This is a genomic window from Spiroplasma ixodetis, from assembly GCF_040369795.1.
GTDB classification, from domain to species: domain Bacteria; phylum Bacillota_I; class Bacilli_A; order Mycoplasmatales; family VBWQ01; genus Spiroplasma_E; species Spiroplasma_E ixodetis_B.
This window is the reverse complement of record NZ_AP028955.1, coordinates 925269-947292: the sequence shown is the minus strand read 5'-3', so window position 1 is coordinate 947292 and position 22024 is coordinate 925269. Positions and strand designations below refer to the sequence as shown.

The following is a 22024-nucleotide window of genomic DNA, read 5'->3' as shown; positions in this document are numbered from 1 at the left end:
ATTATTTTTCATTAGAGATTAATTATGTAATTTAATTGAAATCAATTTTTTAATAATGTTAAATTAATAATTATTAATTTCAATTATATTTTTTTGATATTTGTTAATATTCAAGTTCAATAAATGGTTCACTATCTTTGGTTTTTAGATGTCATATAGCTGGTAAATTTTTTTGAACTAAAGTAAAGGCATTATTTGTTGCTAAACATTTATAAAGTGAACCATCATTAGTTTTAGTTTTTCCATCTCCGTTTCATGTAGTAACATATAAAAAATTTGTATTTTTATTAAAAAATAATGATAGTACTCCCCCCTTTTGTTCCGGACATTGGTTTAAAGTTTGTTTCTCCTGCGAAACATTTGTAAACTTCACCATTACTAGTAGATTGATATGAACCGGTTCAAACCCCTGCATAAATATTATCATCATTGTCAAAAGTTAAAGAAGAAACAGATTTATTTATACCATCCATTTTTTTAAAAGTATTTTGATTTTTTTGATATTTATAAACTTTACCTTTAAAACTACTTTCTCTAGTACCTATATAAACATTTTCATTTTTATCAATAGCTATTGTTCATATTTCACCATATATTCCTAATATTGGTTTAAAGTTTGTTTCTCCTGCTAAACATTTATAAAAAGCACCATGTCAAGAACTATTTCTAGTTCCAAGATAAAGATTACCTGGATGGGTTACACTTTATTGGGCACTAATTATAGCTAACTAAAGTAATGTTTACTCATAAATAATGTAAAATAATAATATGTAATTTAAACAGTTTTTGAATTTAAAAGTACAATTCAGCAATATTTAAAATAGATTAGGAAGATTAAATTATGCCAAAACCATACAGTGAAGACTTACGAAGAAAAGTAATAGAAGCCTATGAAAGTAAAAACATGAAAATTAAAGAAATTTGTAAAGTGTTCAATATTACTAGAAAGACTTTCTTCTTATGAAGAAAAAGAAAAAAAGAAACTGGGCATATAAAACCAATTTTGAATTATCAAAAAGGACATAGCCACAAAATAAAGGATTTAGATGAATTAAAAAATTATTTAGCGCAAAATAAAGATGTTACAGTTCAAAAAGTAATTGAAAAATTTGGTGATATGACTAAAGAAACAGTTTATAACTATTTCAAAAAACTAAATTATACATATAAAAAAAACTTTTTTATATGAACAAAGAGATAAAAATAAACAAGAATATTTTTTAAAAGAAATAGCTAAAATAATAAATGAAGATTTAGTATATATTGATGAATCTGGAATTGATGATAATGAATTTTATAAATATGGTTGATCTGAAAAAGGTAAAAGATTATTTGATAATAAACCCGCATATAAAATAAAAAGAATGAATATAATTGGTTCACTAAATAAAGGTAAATTAAAAGCCCTATGAGCATTTGAAGGACATTGCAACAGTAAAATTTTTGAATCATATGTAAAAAATATACTAATTCCAGTATTAAAGCGTGGACAAATTATATTTTTAGATAATGCAACGTTTCATAAATCTAAATTAACACAACAATTAATTGAAAATGATGGATGCAAACTATTATTTATTCCGCCATATTCTCCTAATTTAAATCCAATTGAACATTTTTGATTTGCTATAAAACATAATATAAGAAAAATATTACCAAATTATTGACCAAATATTAAAAAAGCGATTGATTTTGTTTTTCAATATATGAGTAAACATTACTTTAGTTAGCTATAGTGTAGGTACTAAAAAAGATGCATCATTAGTATATCAAGCATTTATGTGCTCAAATCGTTGTTTAAAAAATATTCAAATATTTCATATCGATCGCGGTAATGAATTTAATAATAAAACTATTGATAAACTTTTATTAGCCTTCAATATTACCCGCTCTTTAAGCAAAAAAAGGTTGTCCTTATGATAATGCTGTTGCCAAAGCAACTTTCAAAACTTTCAAAACAGAATTTGTTAATGATAAAAATTTTACATCATTAATCCACTTAAAATTAGAATTATTTGATTATATCAATCGATACAACAACATAAGAATCCACAGCACTCTAAACTACTTAACCCCCATAAAAAACCAAGCACAAATGTCTACCAAAAAACAGTCCTAAAAAAAGTTGCCATTCCAAGTTAATACAGAGGAATTAAAAACACTATTAAAAAAGAATGCAATTATTGGTATTAAAGGTAGAATTCAAACATTTGCTAATAAATCTAATGATTTTTACTATACAGAAATTATTGCTGATCGTATTATTTATTTAACTTAAAACTAATTAAAAAATAGTCTTAATTATTGAGTAATTAAGACTATTTTTATTTTTAATACTAATAAGTTTATAGTCACTTTATATTTTTTCAAATTAAAACGATATATAGTAAAATAAATTTGTTATAATTTTACTATAATTTATTAGTATAAAAAGTTAGGAGCAAATAAAATGAAAATTGGAATTGTAAGTGATTCAGCTACTGGTTTTACCCTTGAAGATATGAAAAAATATCCTGAAATAATAATTATTCCTTTAAATATTATTGAAGGAGAAAATGCTTATGATGATAATAATATTGATATTGATAGTGAAACAATTCGTAAAAAGATGATTGATGAACACTATATTTTAAAAACTAGTCAAACTAGTCGTGGTAAACTTGAACAATATTGAGATAATGCTTTGAGTAAATATGATCAAATTTTATTTTTACCAATTGCTAATAACGCTTCAGGACAATATGCAAGTTCGCAAGTTTTACAAAAAGAAGAAAAATATAAAAATAAAGTCCATATTTTAGAAACAGGTGCTGCTTCAATACCTTTAAAATTTATGGTTTTAATTGCTTTTACTATTGTTAAAAATGGAAAAAAAATTCCTGAAATTTTAGAAATTTTAAATAAATTCCGCAAAACTTATGAATCTTATATCGCTCCTAATGATTTAAAATTTTTAGCTCGTGGTGGTAGATTACCAATGAGTAAAGCAAGAATTGGTAATTTTTTACGTTTTAAACCAATTTTAAGATGTAAAGAAACAATTGATAATATTGGTAGAGTTAGAACGTTAAGTAAAACTATGGAAGAAATGTTAGATATTATTACTAAAATTAAAGATGTTACTAAAGAAACAATATATATTATTGATGGTTGATGTAGAAAAGATATTATTGATGAAGCAATTAAAAAAGTAAAAAATAGAGGATTTACCAAATATAAAGTTGAACCATTATGTAATATTTTAAAAACACATACTGGTAATAATACTATTGGTTTTTCAGTAGTACCTAATCAATGAGTAAAAGAAGTCTAATAAAAAAGTAGTTTTATAAAAGATTGATTAAGTAATTCTGTTTTTTTAGAAAAATATATAAAAAAATTTAAATCTAAAAAAGAATGTTAGTAAAGGTTAATTTAGTTTACTAACATTCATATTTTTTCAACTTATAAATAATAAAATATTAACTTGGAATGGCAACCTTTTTTAGGACTGTTTTTTGGTAGACATTTGTGCTTGGTGTTTTATGGGGGTTAAGTAGTTTAGAGTGCTGTGGATTCTTATGTTGTTGTATCAATTGATATAATCAAATAATTCTAATTTTAATTGGATTAATGATGTAAAATTTTTATCATTAATAAATTCTGTTTTGAAAGTTTTGAAAGTTGCTTCAGCAACAGCGTTATCATAAGGACAACCTTTTTTTGCTTAAAGAGCGGGTAATATTGAAGGCTAATAAAAGTTTATCAATAGTTTTATTATTAAATTCATTACCGCGATCGCTATGAAATATTTGAATATTTTTTAAACAACGATTTGAGCACATAAATGTTTGATATACTAATGATGCATCTTTTTTAGTACCTACACTATGTCCAATAATTTCGCGATTGTACAGGTCGATTAATAAGCAAATATAGTTTTATTTACCATTAACTTGAACATAAGTTAAATCACTAACAATAACTTCATTTTTAAGCCTATTATTAAAGTCTCTATTAACAAGATTAGTAATTTGACTATCATTGACTTTATTATGATAATTTTTGTATGATAATTTAGTGTATTTTGATATTAAATTATAGCTAACTAAATTAATGTTTACTCATAAATAATGTAAAATAATAATATGTAATTTAAACAGTTTTTGAATTTAAAAGCGCAATTCAGCAATATTTAAAATAGATTAGGAAGATTAAATGATGTCAAAACCATACAGTGAAGACTTACGAAGAAAAGTAATAGAAGCCTATGAAAGTAAAAACATGAAAATTAAAGAAATTTGTAAAGTGTTCAATATTACTAGAAAGACTTTATTCTTATGAAGAAAAAGAAAAAAAGAAACTGGGCATATAAAACCAATTTTGAATTATCAAAAAGGACATAGCCACAAAATAAAGGATTTAGATGAATTAAAAAATTATTTAGCGCAAAATAAAGATGTTACAGTTCAAAAAGTAATTGAAAAATTTGGTGATATGACTAAAGAAACAGTTTATAACTATTTCAAAAAAACTAAATTATACATATAAAAAAACTTTTTTATATGAACAAAGAGATAAAAATAAACAAGAAGATTTTTTAAAAGAAATAGCTAAAATAATGAATAGACATATTCCGTAAATAAATTTAATCAATTGTCAATAATAATATTTATAAATTTTTTAGTGTTAATAATTATAGAAGTTAATATTTTTAAAAAAATACTTTAAAAATAAATTTATATTTCAAACACAAAAATTGTTAATATTATTTTTATATTAACTTGATAAAAATTTAAATTTTTAAAAAAATATTAAAAATATTTTTTTATTTTAATGGTTTTGTTTTATTAAAAATTTCACAAAGTAAGTTAAATCTTAAGTACATAAGTCTAAATATACTTTTTCTACATTTATTTATTAAAATTTTGAATCTTTTTAATCAAGCAAAAACATGTTCAACTTTAATTCTAATTTTTGAAATAATTTTATTGTAGATTTTTTCTTGTTTAGTTAATTTTTTATTTTTAGTTTTTTTAATTGGTAATATAGTATTTTTATAAATATTTTGTATTCCTTGATATCCCAAATCACCAATAATTATTGTTTTTTCTGAAAATTCAAGATTTGAATTTTTTAATATTTGAAAATCATGTACTTTTCCATTATCAGCAAAAATATCAACAATTTTTTTATTAAAAAAGTCATATATAATTTGAAATTTTATAGAAAACATTCAACTTTTACCAGAAAAATATTCTAACTGTAGTTTTTTTTAGTCGGTCTTTCAATTTCAATTTCAGTTGAATCAATTAAATAAAATTGAAATTCATTTAAATCTTCTTGTTTTTTCTCAATTTTTGATTTATATTTTGTTTTTAAAAACTGATAATATTTGTCATCACTAAGTTTATTTTCTACTCAAGTAATATTTCGAAAACAACTTGATGCACTCATTTTATATTTAATAATCATTTGGAAAAAAGTATAATATTCTTTTCAGTATACTAAAGTCATCATCAATCTTTCTTCAACTGAAAGTTTATATTTTCTACCTTTAGTTTTTTTTAAATTTTCTATTTCAATTAATTTTGTTAACATTTCATCAAAATGAAAAAGTTTTATACCAAAATATCTATAAAATTGTTCATTTTTTAATTTTTTAAATTTTCAAAATTCATTTTTATCAACACCTTATTAATTTATTAATAAAGAAATTATAAAATAAATTTTAAATTATTAATTGACTTTTAAAAAATTTATTTACGGAATATGTCTAACGAAAGAACTTGTTGATCAAAACCATCAAATCTTCTTTGTCTTTTTGCAACTATTACTGGCTTAAAATTACTATTACGATCTCGTGGTACATTAATCTCAATTTTACCTTGTTGGGTTATTATTTTTTTTGAATTTATACAATTACGATCATTTTTACTATTATTATGTTGATTTTTTTTATATCCTAAATAATTTTGCATTTCAGAATTCAACATTTTTTCAACTAATCTTTTTGTTAATTCTTTATATAAACCTCCCTCTTTAAAAACTGTTGTTAAATCTTCAGTATTTTCTAATAATAAATCTACTGCTTTTGATATTGGAACATTATTATTAATATTTTGTTTTTTAGACATACGTAACTCACTCTTTCTATTTATTTAATTTTATTTACTAGAATTAATTAAACATAGTTATTTTTGTAATTTACACAGATTACTAAACATTACCAAAAAAACTACTCAATTGAGTAGTTTTAAAATATTTAATATTTACATTTTCTGTGATTTACTACTAGAACTTTGACTTTTGCTTGTTGAAGATTCACTGTTTACTTTTGCTTTATCTTTTTCAAATCCAAGAGCATTAGCAACTCTTTCTCGTCTTTCACGTTCGTTTTTTTGTCCTCAAGCTTTGTTTATTCGTTCAGCTTCTTTTGCATATTTGTCTTTATCTGCTTGACTTCATTTTTCCATATTGTAAAATTCCTCTCTTTATTATTTTTGAATATTTTTTTCTACCTTTAAAATATCCAATAAAAAGTATATATTTTAAAAACTAAAAATGTGTAAAAAACAATAAAAAATCACTATTTTGAAAAAAATAGTGATTAGGACTTTTTTATTAATTTCCTAATTATGTTGTTAATAAACCTTTCACTTTATTTCAATTACTTTTTGAAATTGTCGAAGATTGCTCTTGCTGGTTTACTGTATTTCGTATAGATGAATCAAAATTACTAGGGTTTAATGATTCAATACTTGAATTTTCTAGAACATTATTTGATTTATGATTTATTTTGTTATTACTTATTAGTTTGTCTGGATTTTCTTCTTTTCTGTTATCTAGTTCTTGTTTTAAAATATCATATTGTGTTTGTAATTTAGTTTCAAATTTATCACTAGTTAAATTTTCTATAGTTTTTTTAATATTATTTTTAATTTCTAGTTCTTCTTTATTTTTAGAAATACTTTTACAAAATGTTAATTTTCTAAGTAATCAAAAAATAGTATTTTTTATTTTTGTTTTGATTTTTTCGGTTTTGTGTGACACAAGGTTTCATAATACTTTATCTAAGGCTCCAATTACTAAAGTAGAAACTGCTAATATTCCTATTTTTTCAGCTATAATAATACCTACGGTTGCTCCTACTATAATTGTAGGTAAAAATATAGTTAAAACAGCAGGAACAGATAAAAGACATAAACTAAATATTGAAATGGTCAAAAATGTTATTCATTCAGATTTTGTTATGTTTAAGTTTGATTCTTTTTGGTTATTTAAAAATTTTTTAATTGATACAGGTTCAATTTTTATAATTTTTTTATGATTTGAATTTGGTTCAATTAACGAAAGATCATCTTTATATTTGTTTATATCTTCATATTTTTTCAATTGTTTCATGACTTCAATATTACCATTTGTAAGTTGATAAAAATGTATTATTTCTTCGGTTATTGATTGATTATCATGTACAAAAGTTGTTAAAAATATTATTTTATCTTCAATTGGTAAAATTTCTTCATAAATTTTATCTACGCCTGTATTTGTTCTTTGTTTTTCATCACAAATTGTTATTGCATTATATGAATATTTTGTTAAATTAAAATCACTTTGTTTGGACTGTTTTAATTTTTCAATCTCATTTTTAAGTTGTTGGATTTCCTTTGTTTGTTCTTGAATTGTTGTTTGTGATTTTGATATTTCTTCTGTATAAATATTATTTCAATCAAATACAGTATCATAAGTATCATAAAATATTTCGTTTTCTGATAATTTATCATTAATTAGTCGATTATTAGCATTATCAATCCTATATGTTTTTCCGCCATGTCTCTTGTTTTTTATTTCTTTAACATTAATGTTTGTTTGTTTTTTAATATCTTCTATCGATTTATTTTCTAATAAAAAATTATATGTTTGTGATTTTGTTTTGCTAGTCATGTTAATATCTCCTTTTAACATTAAAACCCATTTACTTTGGTATAAAAGTAATGGGTTAAAACTTATATATTGTATAACAACTACATGTTATCAAATTTTGTGTATTTTACAATTAGTTAAAGTTTTAACCAAAATTTAGTTATTAATTATCTATATTAATATTGAATATTTGGGTTTTGAAAGTTGCGATTTTTCAATTATAGATTTTGATTTGCTCATCAACAAATTTTTTCATGTTTTCATTTGGAACTAGAAATAAAACATCGTATCCGTTTTTACAATAATGTCGTAATCCATCAAACTTTTGTCTCATTCGTTGTTTAGTTTTTCTAGTTCTTTCGAATTCAATAATCATAATTTTATTTTCATAGTGAACTAATAAGTCAGGATATCCTTTTTCTCGATAGCTTTCTGTTTTTAGTTCTCTTTCGGTTTGATAAGAAATTATGTCAGTTTGTTGACAAAGTCATTTGATGAGTAAATCTTGATGTTTTAATTCGTTGTAATTAATTCTTATGCTTTTACTTTTTTTGCCAAGTTTTCGGTTTCCTAGACTTGAGAGCATGTAGATGTTTTTTCTGGTTAGTTGGTCTACACGAATTAATTTTTTGTCTATTAAGGTTCTGATTAATCAATCAACAGCGTTAATTTCTTTATTTAGTAATAATGAAATCTGATAAGTATTTAAGTACCCTCAGCGGTTGATGATTTCTATAATTTTTAATTGTTCCATTTTGTTTCAACTCCTTATTGGTTAATGGATAATGTTTGAAAAACTTTTTCTTTCTTTTTGCAAAGCGCTTTCGTGCGGACTTTTTCTTTCTTTTATACAAAAGAAAGAAAAAGTTATTTCTCCCCCAACGTAAACTTATGATTGACCGAGGTAATCTGTGGTAAAGTAATGAAATTACTTTATAGGTTGGGGAAAAATTTCATTTACATTACCAAGAGCATTCTTGGTATTTTCTTAGTATTTTTCTATGATAATTTTGTCAATAAAATGGATTTAATTTTCTAAAATTATCTTGCAGTATGCTTGTCCAACTTTTAATTTTTTTAAATCATTTTGATGAACAATGTATTCTTCAACTTCTCTTATTGAACCTTTTGAACTTTTCTTATTTTTAGTATCATATTGCTTAGTTATTTTTTGAGAAGTTTTGGCGCCAAAGACTTTGGCAATGTATTCAGCACTATTTGGGTCTTTGACATTATGAGCAATAATGTTAACTGTGTTTCCGAAAATAGTGTCTGTTAAATCTTTATTATCAGTTTTCAAATCATTAATTGTTTGAAAACATAAAAAAAATTGGTAATTAAAACTTCTAGTTTTATTAATTAAATTGATGATGCTATCACTTGCAAAAAAATTAAATTCATCAAGGATAATATTAATTTGTTGATTTCGTGGTTTTATAGAAGCAAATTCTTTTAAATCTTTAATTAGTAATTTACCAATGTTGCTAGCTAATTGAGGATAGTCTAATGAATTTAAAGAAAATAAAATAACTTTATGATTTTTAACGATTGAAGAAAAATCATTTTTCAAACCAATACTTTAGACATATTCCGTAAATAAATTTAATCAATTGTTAATAATAATATTTATAAATTTTTTAGTGTTAATAATTATAGAAGTTAATATTTTTAAAAAAATAATTTAAAAATAAATTTATATTTCAAACACAAAAATTGTTAATATTATTTTTATATTAACTTGATAAAAATTTCACAAAGTAAGTTAAATCTTAAGTACATAAGTCTAAATATACTTTTTCTACATTTATTTATTAAAATTTTTAATCTTTTTAATCAAGCAAAAACATGTTCAACTTTAATTCTAATTTTTGAAATAATTTTATTGTAGATTTTTTCTTGTTTAGTTAATTTTTTATTTTTAGTTTTTTTAATTGGTAATATAGTGTTTTTATAAATATTTTGTATTCCTTGGATGGGTTACACTTTATTGGACACTAATTACGTAGACAAGTGAACAAATTAGTTAAAAGAAAGGAATTATAATTATGGCCAATATTAACTCATATTCAGATTAATTTAAAAAACAAATAGTAGTTTTATATCAAAGTGGTAAGTCAGTGTCTTGTCTTTCTAAAGAGTACAATGTTACAAGAGCAGCTACTTATAATTGAATTAAGCAATTTACTAATTCAGGTAGTTTTAAAATCAAAGATAACCGTTCTGTTGAAGAAAATGAATTAATTAAATTAAGAAAAGAATTAAAACAATTAAGAATGGAAAATAATATTTTAAAGCAAGCAGCACTAATAATAGGCAGAAAATAGAAATTATTACTAAAAATAAAGTTAAATATAAAATTCGCACAATGTGTCGTTTTTTAAAAATCTCTAAATCAACATATTATTTTAATTTCAAGAAAAAAGAATATAAAATTCAAAATAATATGTATGATGAAGCTGTTATTAGTGCTTTTAAAGAAAATAAAGAAGCTTATGGAACAAGAAGATTAAAAGTTGTTCTAAAAGAAAAGAAAATTAATTTATCAAGAGGAAAAATTAAAAAAATTATGAATAAACATAATTTAATATCAAAATACACTAAATTATCATACAAAAATTATCATAATAAAGTCAATGATAGTCAAATTACTAATCTTGTTAATAGAGACTTTAATAATAGGCTTAAAAATGAAGTTATTGTTAGTGATTTAACTTATGTTCAAGTTAATGGCAAATTAAACTATATTTGCTTATTAATCGACCTGTACAATCGCGAAATTATTGGACATAGTGTAGGTACTAAAAAAGATGCATCATTAGTATATCAAGCATTTATGTGCTCAAATCGTTGTTTAAAAAATATTCAAATATTTCATAGCGATCGCGGTAATTAATTTAATAATAAAACTATTGATAAACTTGTATTAGTCTTCAATATTACCCGCTCTTTAAGCAAAAAAGGTTGTCCTTATGATAACGCTGTTGCTGAAGCAACTTTCAAAACTTTCAAAACAGAATTTATTAATGATAAAAATTTTACATCATTAATCCAATTAAAATTAGAATTATTTGATTATATCAATTGATACAACAACATAAGAATCCACAGCACTCTAAACTACTTAACCACCATAAAACACCAAGCACAAATGTCTACCAAAAAACAGTCCTAAAAAAGGTTGCCATTCCAAATCGTTAAATCGTTAAAATTAAAGGTTTTGCACCAAGTCTATTGTTTTAATTTGCTTTTAGATAAAAAAAATATATAATGTAAATATAAAATGTTTATATAGTTTTTAACCCATTGCTTTGTTTTATTAAAAGTAAATAGGTTTTATGCTTTTAAAAAGGAGTGAAAAACATGTCAAATACAAAGGAAAATCAACTTTGATTAGTTCAAGATAAAGTTGATTTTAAAACTTTAAAAGATAAAGTTATTTTTATAGAACAAAATTATTTATTAGATATTGATAATTCTATAAAATCAAAACTTAATAGCAATGGTGATAATGATAAACATATTGAATTTAATTCTGTTTTTGAAACTATTAATAATATAAAATTACAATTAAATTTATTACGAACTAATTTAAAACCTTTAAAAAAAAGAATTGTTAAAAATTTAGAAAGTAAAAAAATAAATTTTTTTAAAAATTTTGTGATTAGATTTTTTACTTTTGGAAAAATTAATAGAAACAGAGACATTAAAAATGAGATGTCAAACTTTAATTTTAATTACCAATATATAAAAAATAAATGTGAAAATGTAGTTGAAAAATTAAATGATAAAGAAAATGAACTTTTATGTGAGATAGAAAAAAGACATTATGATATAAAAATAGAAAGAGACCAATTAAAACAATCAAATCGCAAACTTGAAACACTAATTGAAAGTGGGAAAGAAAAAATAAAACAATTAGAAAGTAACATGCAAGAAAATCGAAACAAAATTAGTAAATTAGAGCAAGAAAATAAAGAACATATGAATTTTATAGATAGTAAAAATATTAAATTTGATAGTCAATGTGTGACTTTAGAAAATATTATTAGAAGTCAAAAAGAAGAAATTGAATTTCATATGAAGCAAAATCAAGAATTAAAACAAGAAATTAAATTAAGAGATTCTGGAATTGAAAGTGCTTCTGAGGTATTTGATTCAGATATAGATAGTTTTAATAAAGATAAAATAAATGCAGAACAAAACAAGCATATGACAAAAAAAGAATTAAGGCACGAATTGTACAAATAAATTAATTTTTTTGTAGATAACTCTTTTCAAAAAGAGTTATCTTTTTTTCTTTTATCTTTTGTTTTTTTTTGAAAAAAGTTTTATACTATTTGTGGATATTTTACAATGTAGAAAAAAATCTAAGTTTTTTCTATTAAAAGGAGCATATTTTGTTATGGATAAAGAAGCAAAAGAAAAAGAAAAAAAAATATTACATGAAGCAAAACAACAAAGTAGAAAACTTGATTTATTACTTGCTGAAAGCGAAAGACAAGCTGAGAGATTAAAAAACTTACAAGATTCAAAATCATCAGTAAGTAAATCTAAACTTTCTAAATCACCCAAAATGTAATTATTATTTGTTTTTAAATTAGAAAAGTATATGATAAAATCAAACTTAAAAATAAAAACGCAACAGGCGTATTGGATGGGTTACACTTTATTGGACACTAATTACGTAGACAAGTGAACAAATTAGTTAAAAGAAAGGAATTATAATTATGGCCAATATTAACTCATATTCAGATGAATTTAAAAAACAAATAGTAGCTTTATATCAAAGTGGTAAGTCAGTGTCTTGTCTTGCTAAAGAGTGCAATGTTACAAGAGCAGCTACTTATAATTGAATTAAGCAATTTACTAATTCAGGCATTTTTAAAACCAAAGATAACCGTTCTATCGAAGAAAATGAATTAATTAAATTAAGAAAAGAATTAAAACAGTTACGAATGGAAAATGATATTTTAAAGCAAGCAGCACTAATAATAGGCAGAAAATAGAAATTATTACTAAAAATAAAGTTAAATATAAAATTCGTACAATGTGTCGTTTTTTAAAAATCTCTAAATCAACATATTATTTTAATTTCAAAAAAGAGGGACTTTCCTAAAAACTGTGTTTTTTAAATAAATTTTAGTTGTAAAATCACTAATTTACACAGATTACTAAACATTACCAAAAAAAAGATAAAATTCAAAATAATATGTATGATGAAGTTGTTATTAGTGCTTTTAAAGAAAATAAATAAGCTTATGGAACAAGAAGATTAAAAGTTGTTCTAAAAGAAAAGAAAATTAATTTATCAAGACGAAAAATTAAAAAAATTATGAATAAACATAATTTAATATCAAAATACACTAAATTATCATACAAAAATTATCATAATAAAGTCAATGATAGTCAAATTACTAATCTTGTTAATAGAGACTTTAATAATAGGCTTAAAAATGAAGTTATTGTTAGTGATTTAACTTATGTTCAAGTTAATGGTAAATGGAACTATATTTGCTTATTAATCGACCTGTACAATCGCGAAATTATTGGACATAGTGTATGTACTAAAAAAGATGCATCATTAGTATATCAAGCATTTATGTGCTCAAATCGTTGTTTAAAAAATATTCAAATATTTAATAGCGATCGCGGTAATGAATTTAATAATAAAACTATTGATAAACTTTTATTAGCCTTCAATATTACCCGCTCTTTAAGCAAAAAAGGTTGTCCTTATGATAACGCTGTTGCTGAAGCAACTTTCAAAACTTTCAAAACAGAATTTATTAATGATAAAAATTTTACATCATTAATCCAATTAAAATTAGAATTATTTGATTATATCAATTGATACAACAACATAAGAATCCACAGCACTCTAAACTACTTAACCCCCATAAAATACCAAGCACAAATGTCTACCAAAAAACATTCCTAAAAAAGGTTGCCATTCCACTTTTTACAAAGTTACTAGTTTAGATTAATTCTATCTTCGAATTTTATCATAAAATGAGCAATTTCTGTATTTCAATTTTGAATGGGCAGTGTTCATTTTTTTGTTATATTTTAAATTGCTAAGTAAAATATTTTAACAACTGCCATATCATTTGGAAAAACTTTTTTATTTCTAATAACTTTTCGTAATTGACTATTAACAGATTCAATAGCATTTGTTGTATAAATCACTCTTTTGATTTCTTCAGGATAACTAATAAAAACCATTAAATTATCTCAATTTTTGGTAATGTTTAGTAATCTGTGTAACTTACAAAAATAACTATGTTTAATTAATTCTAGTAAATAAAATTAAATAACTAGAAAGAGTGAGTTACGTATGTCTAAAAAAATATTAATAATAATGACCCAATATCAAAAGCAGTAGATTTATTATTAAAAAATACTGAAGATTTAACAAAAGTTTTTAAAGAGGGAGGTTTATATAAATAATTAACAAAAAGATTAGTTGAAAAAATGTTGAATTCTGAAATGCAAAATTATTTAGGATATGAAAAAAATCAACATAATAATAGTGATAATGCTCGCAATGGTATAAATTCAAAAAAATTAATAACCCAACAAGGTAAAATTGAGATTAATGTACCACGAGATCGTAATAGTAATTTTGAGCCAGTAATAGTTGCAAAAAGACAAAGAAGATTTGATGGTTTTGATCAACAAGTTCTTTCATTATATGCCAAAGGCATGACTTTATCAGATATTAGAATGCAGTTACAAGAGCTATATCATGGTTCTGATATTAGTGAAAGTGTTATTAGTCAAATTACTGATGATGTTATTGATGATGTTAAAGCATGACAAAATCGGCCATTAGAAAGTGTTTATCCGATTGTTTATTTTGATTGTATAGTAGTTAAAGTACGACAAGATAAACTCATTATTAACAAATCAGTTTATATAGCACTAGGAGTTGATTTAGAAGGTAAAAAAGATGTTTTAGGCTTATGAATTAGTGAAAATGAAGGTTCTAAGTTTTGATTATCTAATTTCACAGAAATGAAAAATCGAGGCTTAAATGATATTCTTATTGCTTGTAGTGACAATTTAACAGAAATGTCAGAAGTGATACAATCAGTTTATCCTAAAACCGAACATCAATTATGCATAGTTCATCAAATTAGAAATAGTTTAAAATATGTTTCATACAAACATAGAAAATCACTAGTTACATATTTAAAACCAATTTATAGTGCATGTAGCGAAGAACAAGCAATGCAAGCTTTAGAATCTTTTGAAAGTAAATGAAATAAACAATATCCTCAAATTGCTAAATCATGATATAAAAATTGAGATAATTTAATGGTTTTTATTAGTTATCCTGCAGAAATCAAAAGAGTTATTTATACAACAAATGCCATTGAATCTGTTAATAGTCAATTACGAAAAGTTATTAGAAATAAAAAAGTTTTTCCAAATGATATGGCAGTTTTTAAAATATTTTACTTAGCAATTGAAAATATAACAAAAAAATGAACAATGCCCATTCAAAATCAAAATACAGCAATTGCTCATTTTATGATAAAATTTGAAGATAGAATTAATCTAAACTAGTAACTTTGTAAAAAGATACACAGATTTTTAAAAATCCACCAATTTTTTTATCATGATTTAGCAATTTGAGGATATTGTTTATTTCATTTACTTTCAAAAGATTCTAAAGCTTGCATTGCTTGTTCTTCACTACATGCACTATAAATTGGTTTTAAATCTGTAACTAGTGATTTTCTATGTTTGTATGAAACATATTTTAAACTATTTCTAATTTGATGAACTATGCATAATTGATGTTTGGTTTTAGGATAAACTGATTGTATCGCTTCTGACATTCCTGTTAAATTGTCACTACAAGCAATAAGAATATCATTTAAGCCTCGATTTTTCATTTTTGTGAAATTAGATAATCAAAACTTAGAACCTTCATTTTCACTAATTCATAAACCTAAAATATCTTTTTTACCTTCTAAATCAACTCCTAGTGCTATATAAACTGATTTGTTAATAATGCGTTTATCTTGTCGTACTTTAACTACTATACAATCAAAATAAACAATCGGATAAACACTTTCTAATGGCCGATTTTGTCATGCTTTAACATCATCAATAACATCATCAGTAATTTGACTAATAACACTTTCACTAATATCAGTACCATGATATAACTCTTGCAACTGCATTCTAATATCTGATAAAGTCATGCCTTTGGCATATAACGAAAGAACTTGTTGATCAAAACCATCAAATCTTCTTTGTCTTTTTGCAACTATTACTGGCTCAAAATTACTATTACGATCTCGTGGTACATTAATCTCAATTTTACCTTATTGAGTTATTAATTTTTTTGAACTTATACCATTGCGAGCATTATCACTATTATTATGTTGATTTTTTCATATCCTAAATAATTTTGCATTTCAGAATTCAACATTTTTTCAACTAATCTTTTTGTTAATTCTTTATATAAATCTCCCTCTTTAAAAACTGTTGTTAAATCTTCAGTATTTTCTAGTAATAAATCTACTGCTTTTGATATTGGATCATTATTATTAATATTTTGTTTTTTAGACATATAGCTAACTAAAGTAATGTTTACTCATAAATAATGTAAAATAATAATATGTAATTTAAAAAGTTTTTGAATTTAAAAGTACAATTCAGCAATATTTAAAATAGATTAGGAAGATTAAATTATGCCAAAACCATACAGTGAAGACTTACGAAGAAAAGTAATAGAAGCCTATGAAAGTAAAAACATGAAAATTAAAGAAATTTGTAAAGTGTTCAATATTACTAGAAAGACTTTATTCTTATGAAGAAAAAGAAAAAAAGAAACTGGGCATATAAAACCAATTTTGAATTATCAAAAAAGACATAGCCACAAAATAAAGGATTTAGATGAATTAAAAAATTATTTAGCGCAAAATAAAGATGTTACAGTTCAAAAAGTGATTGAAAAATTTGATGATATGACTAAAGAAACAGTTTATAACTATTTCAAAAAACTAAATTATAAATATAAAAAAACTTTTCTATATGAACAAAGAGATAAAAATAAACAAGAAGATTTTTTAAAATAAATAGCTAAAATAATGAATGAAGATTTAGTATATATTGATGAATCTGGAATTGATGATAATGAATTTTATAAATATGGTTGATCTGAAAAAGGTAAAAGATTATTTGATAATAAACCCGCATATAAAATAAAAAGAATGAGTATAATCGGTTCACTAAATAAAGGTAAATTAAAAGCCCTATGAGCATTTGAAGGACATTGCAACAGTAAAATTTTTGAATCATATGTAAAAAATATACTAATTCCAGTATTAAAGCGTGGACAAATTATAGTTTTAGATAATGCAACGTTTCATAAATCTAAATTAACACAACAATTAATTGAAAATGCTGGATGCAAACTATTATTTCTTCCACCATATTCTCCTAATTTAAATCCAATTGAACATTTTTGATTTGCTATAAAACATAATATAAGAAAAATATTACCAAATTATTGGCCAAATATTAAAAAAGCGATTGATTTTGTTTTTCAAGATATGAGTAAACATTACTTTAGTTAGCTATACGTAACTCACTCTTTCTAGTTATTTAATTTTATTTACTAGAATTAATTAAACATAGTTATTTTTGTAAGTTACACAGATTACTAAACATTGCCACACCAAGCACAAATGTCTACCAAAAAACAGTCCTAAAAAAGGTTGCCATTCCATTTTTCTCATCTGCTTTTTTCAATACTTTCACAATTAGTTTGTTGCTGGTTTTCTCATAAACTCCAACAATCAAGGTTTTATTAAACAAGGAAGATCCTTGTTTAATAAAACCTACATGTGAAAGATACATTTCATCCATCTATGCTTTGCCATCATCAATGAACCCTGCATCTTGATTCCAAATTCTAGTTCTGATTTCATGGCCCATTCTTCAAGTTGTTTTATATGTCACACCCAATTCCCTTCCAACATCTGTTGATGGTATACCATGCTTTGTGTTTATTCATCTAAAGATGAGATAAAACCAAGATGTCAAAGGTGTTTGTGACTTATGAAAAATGGTGTCATGAAGATTACTAAATGTTTGATGACATTTCAAACATCTTATTCTTCTCAAATCAGAAACATTCAAACTAGAAGAAGCACACCTGATACATTTCATTATTTTCAACTTCGCTATATATTTCAAACAATCGTTTTCATTTTGAAATATGCTATTGAATTCATTTCAATTCATTTTTTCCTCCACACTAGTACATGCGGGGATAATTTCCAAATAAAATATAAATATTTAAAAAGTGAGAATTTTATTCTCACTTTTTATTTTAATTTAGTATTCTTCTTCAAGTGAAGAATTACCCATACCTATTAACTTCTCAGTTGGCATTAAACCAGTACCGGCCGGTATCAAGTTTCCTAAAATAACATTTTCCTTTAAACCACGTAAATTATCTTGTTTTGACTTAATAACAGCATTAGTTAATACTCTTGTTGTATCTTGGAAAGAAGCAGCAGCCAAGAATGATTCTGATTCTAATGGTGCTTTTTTAATCCCTAAAATAATTGGATGACCAAAAGCGGGTTTTTTACCAGCAACAATAATTTTGGCATTAACATTCTTAAATTCTTTGATATCAACAATCGCCCCAGGCAATAATGGTGAATCATTACCTTCAACTACAAAAATACGATTCAACATTTGTTTTATAATAATTTCAATATACTTATCAGAAATTTCAATTCCTTGTAAACGATAAACACGTTGTACTTCTTTTAAAATATACTGTTGAACTTCAATGATTCCCGCTACTTCTAGTAATTGTGTAATATTAATTGCACCTTCAGTTAGTTTTTGGCCAATCTTAACATTATCACCAATTTTAATTCTTACCTGTGCATTATATTGAGTTTTATATTCTTTATAGTCAAGTTTTGACTTTACAGTAATTGTATAAATTCCTTGCTCTTCACGAATATCTGTTACTTTACCATCAAACTCACTAATAATAGCAACAGCACCTTTGGGATTAGTAATATCTAATAATTCTTTAATTCTTGGTAATCCTTGGGTAATATCACTACCACCAGCAACTCCTCCAGTATGGAAAGTTCTCATCGTTAGTTGAGTTCCTGGTTCACCAATTGATTGCGCCGCAATAATTCCAACTGCTTCACCAATAGCAACAATAGAACCTGTTGTTAAATTAATACCATAACATTTTTGACAAACACCATAACTTGCTTCACAAGTTAAAACTGAACGAATATTTATTTTTGTAATTTTTGCCTCTAATATTGTTTCTACTAATTTTTCAGTAATTAATTCATTATTTGCAACAATTACATTATTTTTACTATCAACAACATCACCTTGAACAAAACGCCCAAATAAACGATCACGTAACGGCACAATAATATTATTACGTTTTTGGTCAACAACGTCACTAATTATAAAGCCATTACCGGTATTACAATCCTCTTCAGTAACAATAATATCTTGTGAAACGTCAACTAGTCTTCTTGTTAAATAGCCTGAGTCAGAAGTTTTAAGCGCCATATCTGCCATTCCTTTACGAGCACCATGGGTAGAAATAAAGAACTCTGAAACATTTAATCCTTCACGGAATGAAGATTTAATTGGTAATTCAATAACTTCTCCTTTTGGATTATTCATTAAACCACGCATCCCTACTAATTGAGTAAAATTACTAATATTAGTTCTAGCACCTGAATCTCACATCATAAAGATTGGATTTTCAATATCTTTTCTTAAAACTGTTTCTAGTTCAACTTGAATATTATTTTTAATACCACTTCATTTATTAATAATATGGTAATGACGCTCACGATTAGTTAACATACCTTGTTTATAAAACTTGTTAATTGTTTTAACATATTCATCTGCTTCTTTAAATAATCTTGTTTTACCTGAATAAGATACAACATCGCCTGCAGAAATTGTTGTTCCTGAAATTGTTGAAAATTTAAAACCAAGATTTTTCATTTTATCTAACATTTGTGCAGTTAATTGAGTTCCAAAAGTTTTAAAATATTTATGAATAATATCTGCTAAAGATTTTTTCTTAAATGGTTCAACAATAACTCTTTTTTTAATAAATTCACGAAAATCAACATTAGTTGTAACTAAATCTTCATTATGAGTTTCAGTTAAATTAATAATATTTGGGCGATTAATAAATGGCATTCTTTCTGAAAACATTTGATTAAAAATAATCTTACCAATAGTAGTAATTAAAAATTTGTTTTGATCGGTAGCAGCAAATTTACTTGCACCTAAACTAGCCACACGAATTCCAATAATAGCATGTAATGAAACTTGTTTTGTATCATAAGCTTTAATCGCTTCATTAACATCTTTAAAAATTGAACCTTGACCTAATTCATCTAATTTTTCAATAGTTAAATAATAATTGCCAAGAACCATATCTTGAGTTGGCGTAACAATTGGTTTACCATCTTTAGGACTTAAAATATTTTTTGAACCTAACATTAAACTTCTTGCTTCAGCTACTGCTTCTTGAGTAATTGGCACGTGAACAGCCATTTGGTCACCATCAAAGTCAGCATTAAAAGCAGGAGTTACTAGTGGATGTAAACGAATAGCTTTCCCTTTAACTAGAATTGGTTCAAATGCTTGAATTCCTAAACGATGTAAAGTTGGGGCACGGTTTAATAAAACAGGACGATCTTTAATTACTTCTTCTAAAACATCTCAAATTCGTTCATCTTGGATTTCAATTAATTTTTCAGCAATTTTAATATTTAAAGCTAATTCTTGATGAACTAATCTTTGCACAACAAAAGGTTTGAACAAAATAATTGCCATATCACGAGGAATACCGCATTGATACATTTTTAATTCCGGGCCAACAGCAATAACACTGCGACCTGAATAATCAACACGCTTACCTAATAAGTTTTGACGGAAACGTCCTTGTTTTCCTTTTAATGTTGAAGTTAAAGATTTTAATGGACGTTTATCTCTTCCTGTTACTGGACGTGCTTTACGTTCATTATCAAATAAAGCATCAACTGATTCTTGCAACATTCTTTTTTCATTATTAATAATTAAGATTGGTGCTCCCATTTGTTTTACTTTTTTTAAGCGTTCATTACGAATAATAATTCTTCGATATAAATCATTAATTTCTGATGTTGTAAAACGACCACCATCTAACTGAATAATTGGACGAATATCAGGTGGAATCACCGGAATAGCGTGTAATACCATTCATTCTGGTTTATTTCCTGATTTAGCAAATGAATCAATAACATCTAAACGACGTTCTAGTTTTCTACGATCAGTTTGTGATTTCTTGTTTGTCAATTGTTTTTTAACGGCAAGAAATTCTTTTTCTAAATTAATATTTTTTAATAAATACTCAATAGCTGAAGCACCAATTCCAAATTTTGTTCCAGTATGTTTAGTAATAAATTGAGCACATTCATCCATTGAAAATGGACGTGAAGTATCTGCTAAAGTATCAGTTAACATTTGAGCACGAGTATAAGCGAAAGAAGAAGGTTCTAATTGTTCTAAAATTTGTGCAAATACTTTACGTAAACGATTACGAGTATCAGTTGAAGATTTAGCATTACCTAAATCCATAATCATTTTTTGTTTTAAATCTTTAGCGGTCCCTGGATCTAAAACAATATAAGAAACAAAATATGCTACTTCTTCTAAGTCTTTAGCTTTCATATCTAATGCTAACGCAATTCTTGAAGGAGAAGCCTTTAACATTCAAATATGAGTTACTGGCTCTTCTAACTCAATGTGTCCTAAACGTTCACGTCGAACAATTGCTTCAGTAATTTCTACTAAACAACGTTCACAAACTTTACCTTTATTTTTTATTTTCTTATATTTACCACAAGTACATTCATAATTTTTAGTTGGTCCAAATATTCGTGCATCAAATAATCCATCTTTTTCAGGTTTTAATGACTTATAATTAATTGTTTCTGGCTTTGTAATTTCTCCGTGTGATCATGAGCGAATTTGATCGGGAGAAGCAAGAGAAATTTTAAGGGCAGTATAATGTTTTGAATTTTTTTGCATTTGCATATATTTA

General features: G+C 24.5%; 26 protein-coding genes and 5 pseudogenes. 15 read left to right on the top strand and 16 right to left on the bottom strand.

Translation table 4 applies throughout. The annotated features are described in order from the left end of the window. Positions 1-103 precede the first annotated feature (103 nt). Complete coding sequence (locus ABWV63_RS06830) at positions 104-415, bottom strand: hypothetical protein (RefSeq protein ID WP_353305734.1); 312 nt, start codon at positions 413-415, stop codon at positions 104-106. Between the two features lie 426 nt (positions 416-841). On the opposite strand from ABWV63_RS06830, the gene ABWV63_RS06825 reads away from it, so the two are divergent. From ABWV63_RS06825 to ABWV63_RS06800, 6 genes and pseudogenes are all read left to right on the top strand, one after another. Beyond that, entirely contained in the window at positions 842-1201 is a 360-nt protein-coding gene (locus tag ABWV63_RS06825) for an IS630 transposase-related protein (RefSeq protein WP_353305733.1), read from the top strand. Continuing rightward, on the top strand, positions 1158-1730 hold the full coding sequence (locus tag ABWV63_RS06820) for an IS630 family transposase (RefSeq protein ID WP_353307211.1): 573 nt from the start codon (positions 1158-1160) through the stop codon (positions 1728-1730). Before ABWV63_RS06825 ends, ABWV63_RS06820 begins: the two co-directional genes overlap by 44 nt. Next, on the top strand, positions 1693-1923 hold the full coding sequence (locus tag ABWV63_RS06815; RefSeq protein ID WP_353305732.1) for a hypothetical protein: 231 nt from the start codon (positions 1693-1695) through the stop codon (positions 1921-1923). Before ABWV63_RS06820 ends, ABWV63_RS06815 begins: the two co-directional genes overlap by 38 nt. Positions 1924-1966: 43 nt before the next feature. Beyond that, positions 1967-2119: pseudogene (locus ABWV63_RS06810) on the top strand (IS3 family transposase); the annotation flags it as partial. 6 nt (positions 2120-2125) lie between these two features. Then, complete coding sequence (locus ABWV63_RS06805) at positions 2126-2278, top strand: hypothetical protein (RefSeq protein ID WP_353305731.1); 153 nt, start codon at positions 2126-2128, stop codon at positions 2276-2278. A gap of 171 nt (positions 2279-2449) precedes the next feature. Beyond that, entirely contained in the window at positions 2450-3313 is an 864-nt protein-coding gene (locus ABWV63_RS06800; protein WP_353305730.1) for a DegV family protein, read from the top strand. A 210-nt stretch (positions 3314-3523) separates the two neighbouring features. Here the strand turns inward: ABWV63_RS06800 and ABWV63_RS06795 are convergent. Further along, positions 3524-3968: pseudogene (locus ABWV63_RS06795) on the bottom strand (IS3 family transposase); the annotation flags it as partial. 232 nt (positions 3969-4200) lie between these two features. On the opposite strand from ABWV63_RS06795, the gene ABWV63_RS06790 reads away from it, so the two are divergent. Next, positions 4201-4530, top strand: a complete 330-nt coding sequence (locus tag ABWV63_RS06790; protein ID WP_353305729.1) for an IS630 transposase-related protein — start codon at positions 4201-4203, stop codon at positions 4528-4530. Positions 4531-4807: 277 nt separating this feature from the next. Here the strand turns inward: ABWV63_RS06790 and ABWV63_RS06785 are convergent, their stop codons facing one another. The 8 genes from ABWV63_RS06785 to ABWV63_RS06750 all read right to left on the bottom strand — a co-directional run bounded on the left by ABWV63_RS06785 (position 4808) and on the right by ABWV63_RS06750 (position 9810). Next, positions 4808-5215: a transposase family protein gene (locus tag ABWV63_RS06785; protein ID WP_353305654.1), complete on the bottom strand. Its 408-nt coding sequence runs from the start codon at positions 5213-5215 to the stop codon at positions 4808-4810. Positions 5216-5238: 23 nt separating this feature from the next. Then, positions 5239-5580 (bottom strand): transposase family protein, encoded by a 342-nt coding sequence (locus ABWV63_RS06780; RefSeq protein WP_353305728.1) that lies wholly within the window; start codon positions 5578-5580, stop codon positions 5239-5241. A gap of 158 nt (positions 5581-5738) precedes the next feature. After that, complete coding sequence (locus tag ABWV63_RS06775; RefSeq protein ID WP_353305727.1) at positions 5739-6116, bottom strand: transposase; 378 nt, start codon at positions 6114-6116, stop codon at positions 5739-5741. A 135-nt stretch (positions 6117-6251) separates the two neighbouring features. Continuing rightward, the gene (locus ABWV63_RS06770) at positions 6252-6455 is read right to left on the bottom strand and encodes a hypothetical protein (protein ID WP_353305726.1); all 204 of its coding nucleotides are present in this window, start codon (positions 6453-6455) and stop codon (positions 6252-6254) included. Positions 6456-6615: 160 nt separating this feature from the next. Further along, positions 6616-7923, bottom strand: coding sequence for a hypothetical protein (locus ABWV63_RS06765; RefSeq protein WP_353305725.1), 1308 nt, complete (start codon positions 7921-7923; stop codon positions 6616-6618). Between the two features lie 142 nt (positions 7924-8065). Continuing rightward, positions 8066-8656 carry a hypothetical protein gene (locus ABWV63_RS06760; RefSeq protein ID WP_353305724.1) on the bottom strand — a complete coding sequence of 197 codons (591 nt, stop codon included), beginning with the start codon at positions 8654-8656 and terminating at the stop codon, positions 8066-8068. A 273-nt stretch (positions 8657-8929) separates the two neighbouring features. After that, a complete protein-coding gene (locus tag ABWV63_RS06755) occupies positions 8930-9472 on the bottom strand; it encodes a TraM recognition domain-containing protein (protein ID WP_353305723.1) in 543 nt (180 codons plus the stop codon). 158 nt (positions 9473-9630) lie between these two features. Beyond that, complete coding sequence (locus ABWV63_RS06750) at positions 9631-9810, bottom strand: transposase (RefSeq protein ID WP_353307210.1); 180 nt, start codon at positions 9808-9810, stop codon at positions 9631-9633. Between the two features lie 179 nt (positions 9811-9989). Between ABWV63_RS06750 and ABWV63_RS06745 the strand changes: the two are divergent. The 5 genes and pseudogenes from ABWV63_RS06745 (at position 9990) to ABWV63_RS06725 (ending at position 13840) form a co-directional block, all read left to right on the top strand. Then, positions 9990-11074: pseudogene (locus tag ABWV63_RS06745) on the top strand (IS3 family transposase). A 188-nt stretch (positions 11075-11262) separates the two neighbouring features. Beyond that, positions 11263-12150 (top strand): hypothetical protein, encoded by an 888-nt coding sequence (locus tag ABWV63_RS06740; RefSeq protein WP_353305722.1) that lies wholly within the window; start codon positions 11263-11265, stop codon positions 12148-12150. A gap of 91 nt (positions 12151-12241) precedes the next feature. Then, positions 12242-12481, top strand: a complete 240-nt coding sequence (locus ABWV63_RS06735; RefSeq protein WP_353305721.1) for a hypothetical protein — start codon at positions 12242-12244, stop codon at positions 12479-12481. 148 nt (positions 12482-12629) lie between these two features. Then, a complete protein-coding gene (locus ABWV63_RS06730) occupies positions 12630-12908 on the top strand; it encodes a transposase (RefSeq protein ID WP_353305720.1) in 279 nt (92 codons plus the stop codon). Between the two features lie 266 nt (positions 12909-13174). Beyond that, positions 13175-13840: an IS3 family transposase gene (locus ABWV63_RS06725; protein ID WP_353307209.1), complete on the top strand. Its 666-nt coding sequence runs from the start codon at positions 13175-13177 to the stop codon at positions 13838-13840. A gap of 32 nt (positions 13841-13872) precedes the next feature. On the opposite strand, the pseudogene ABWV63_RS06720 reads toward ABWV63_RS06725, so the two are convergent. After that, a pseudogene (locus ABWV63_RS06720) lies at positions 13873-14118 on the bottom strand (transposase); the annotation flags it as partial. Positions 14119-14250: 132 nt separating this feature from the next. Between ABWV63_RS06720 and ABWV63_RS06715 the strand changes: the two are divergent. Then, a pseudogene (locus ABWV63_RS06715) lies at positions 14251-15471 on the top strand (IS256 family transposase). Between the two features lie 47 nt (positions 15472-15518). Here ABWV63_RS06715 and ABWV63_RS06710 read toward each other — a convergent pair. Both ABWV63_RS06710 and ABWV63_RS06705 read right to left on the bottom strand, forming a co-directional pair. Beyond that, positions 15519-16184, bottom strand: coding sequence for an IS256 family transposase (locus tag ABWV63_RS06710; RefSeq protein WP_353307208.1), 666 nt, complete (start codon positions 16182-16184; stop codon positions 15519-15521). A gap of 80 nt (positions 16185-16264) precedes the next feature. Beyond that, a complete protein-coding gene (locus ABWV63_RS06705) occupies positions 16265-16486 on the bottom strand; it encodes a hypothetical protein (RefSeq protein WP_353305719.1) in 222 nt (73 codons plus the stop codon). 121 nt (positions 16487-16607) lie between these two features. On the opposite strand from ABWV63_RS06705, the gene ABWV63_RS06700 reads away from it, so the two are divergent. Further along, a complete protein-coding gene (locus ABWV63_RS06700; protein WP_353305718.1) occupies positions 16608-16994 on the top strand; it encodes an IS630 transposase-related protein in 387 nt (128 codons plus the stop codon). Between the two features lie 12 nt (positions 16995-17006). Further along, a complete protein-coding gene (locus tag ABWV63_RS06695; RefSeq protein WP_353305717.1) occupies positions 17007-17495 on the top strand; it encodes an IS630 family transposase in 489 nt (162 codons plus the stop codon). A 115-nt stretch (positions 17496-17610) separates the two neighbouring features. Here ABWV63_RS06695 and ABWV63_RS06690 read toward each other — a convergent pair whose 3' ends face one another. From ABWV63_RS06690 to rpoC, 3 genes are all read right to left on the bottom strand, one after another. Continuing rightward, positions 17611-17787, bottom strand: a complete 177-nt coding sequence (locus ABWV63_RS06690; RefSeq protein ID WP_353305716.1) for a hypothetical protein — start codon at positions 17785-17787, stop codon at positions 17611-17613. Continuing rightward, positions 17788-18165, bottom strand: coding sequence for a hypothetical protein (locus ABWV63_RS06685; protein ID WP_353305715.1), 378 nt, complete (start codon positions 18163-18165; stop codon positions 17788-17790). Between the two features lie 93 nt (positions 18166-18258). After that, positions 18259-22011 (bottom strand): DNA-directed RNA polymerase subunit beta', encoded by a 3753-nt coding sequence (rpoC, locus tag ABWV63_RS06680; protein ID WP_353307207.1) that lies wholly within the window; start codon positions 22009-22011, stop codon positions 18259-18261. Positions 22012-22024 lie beyond the last annotated feature (13 nt).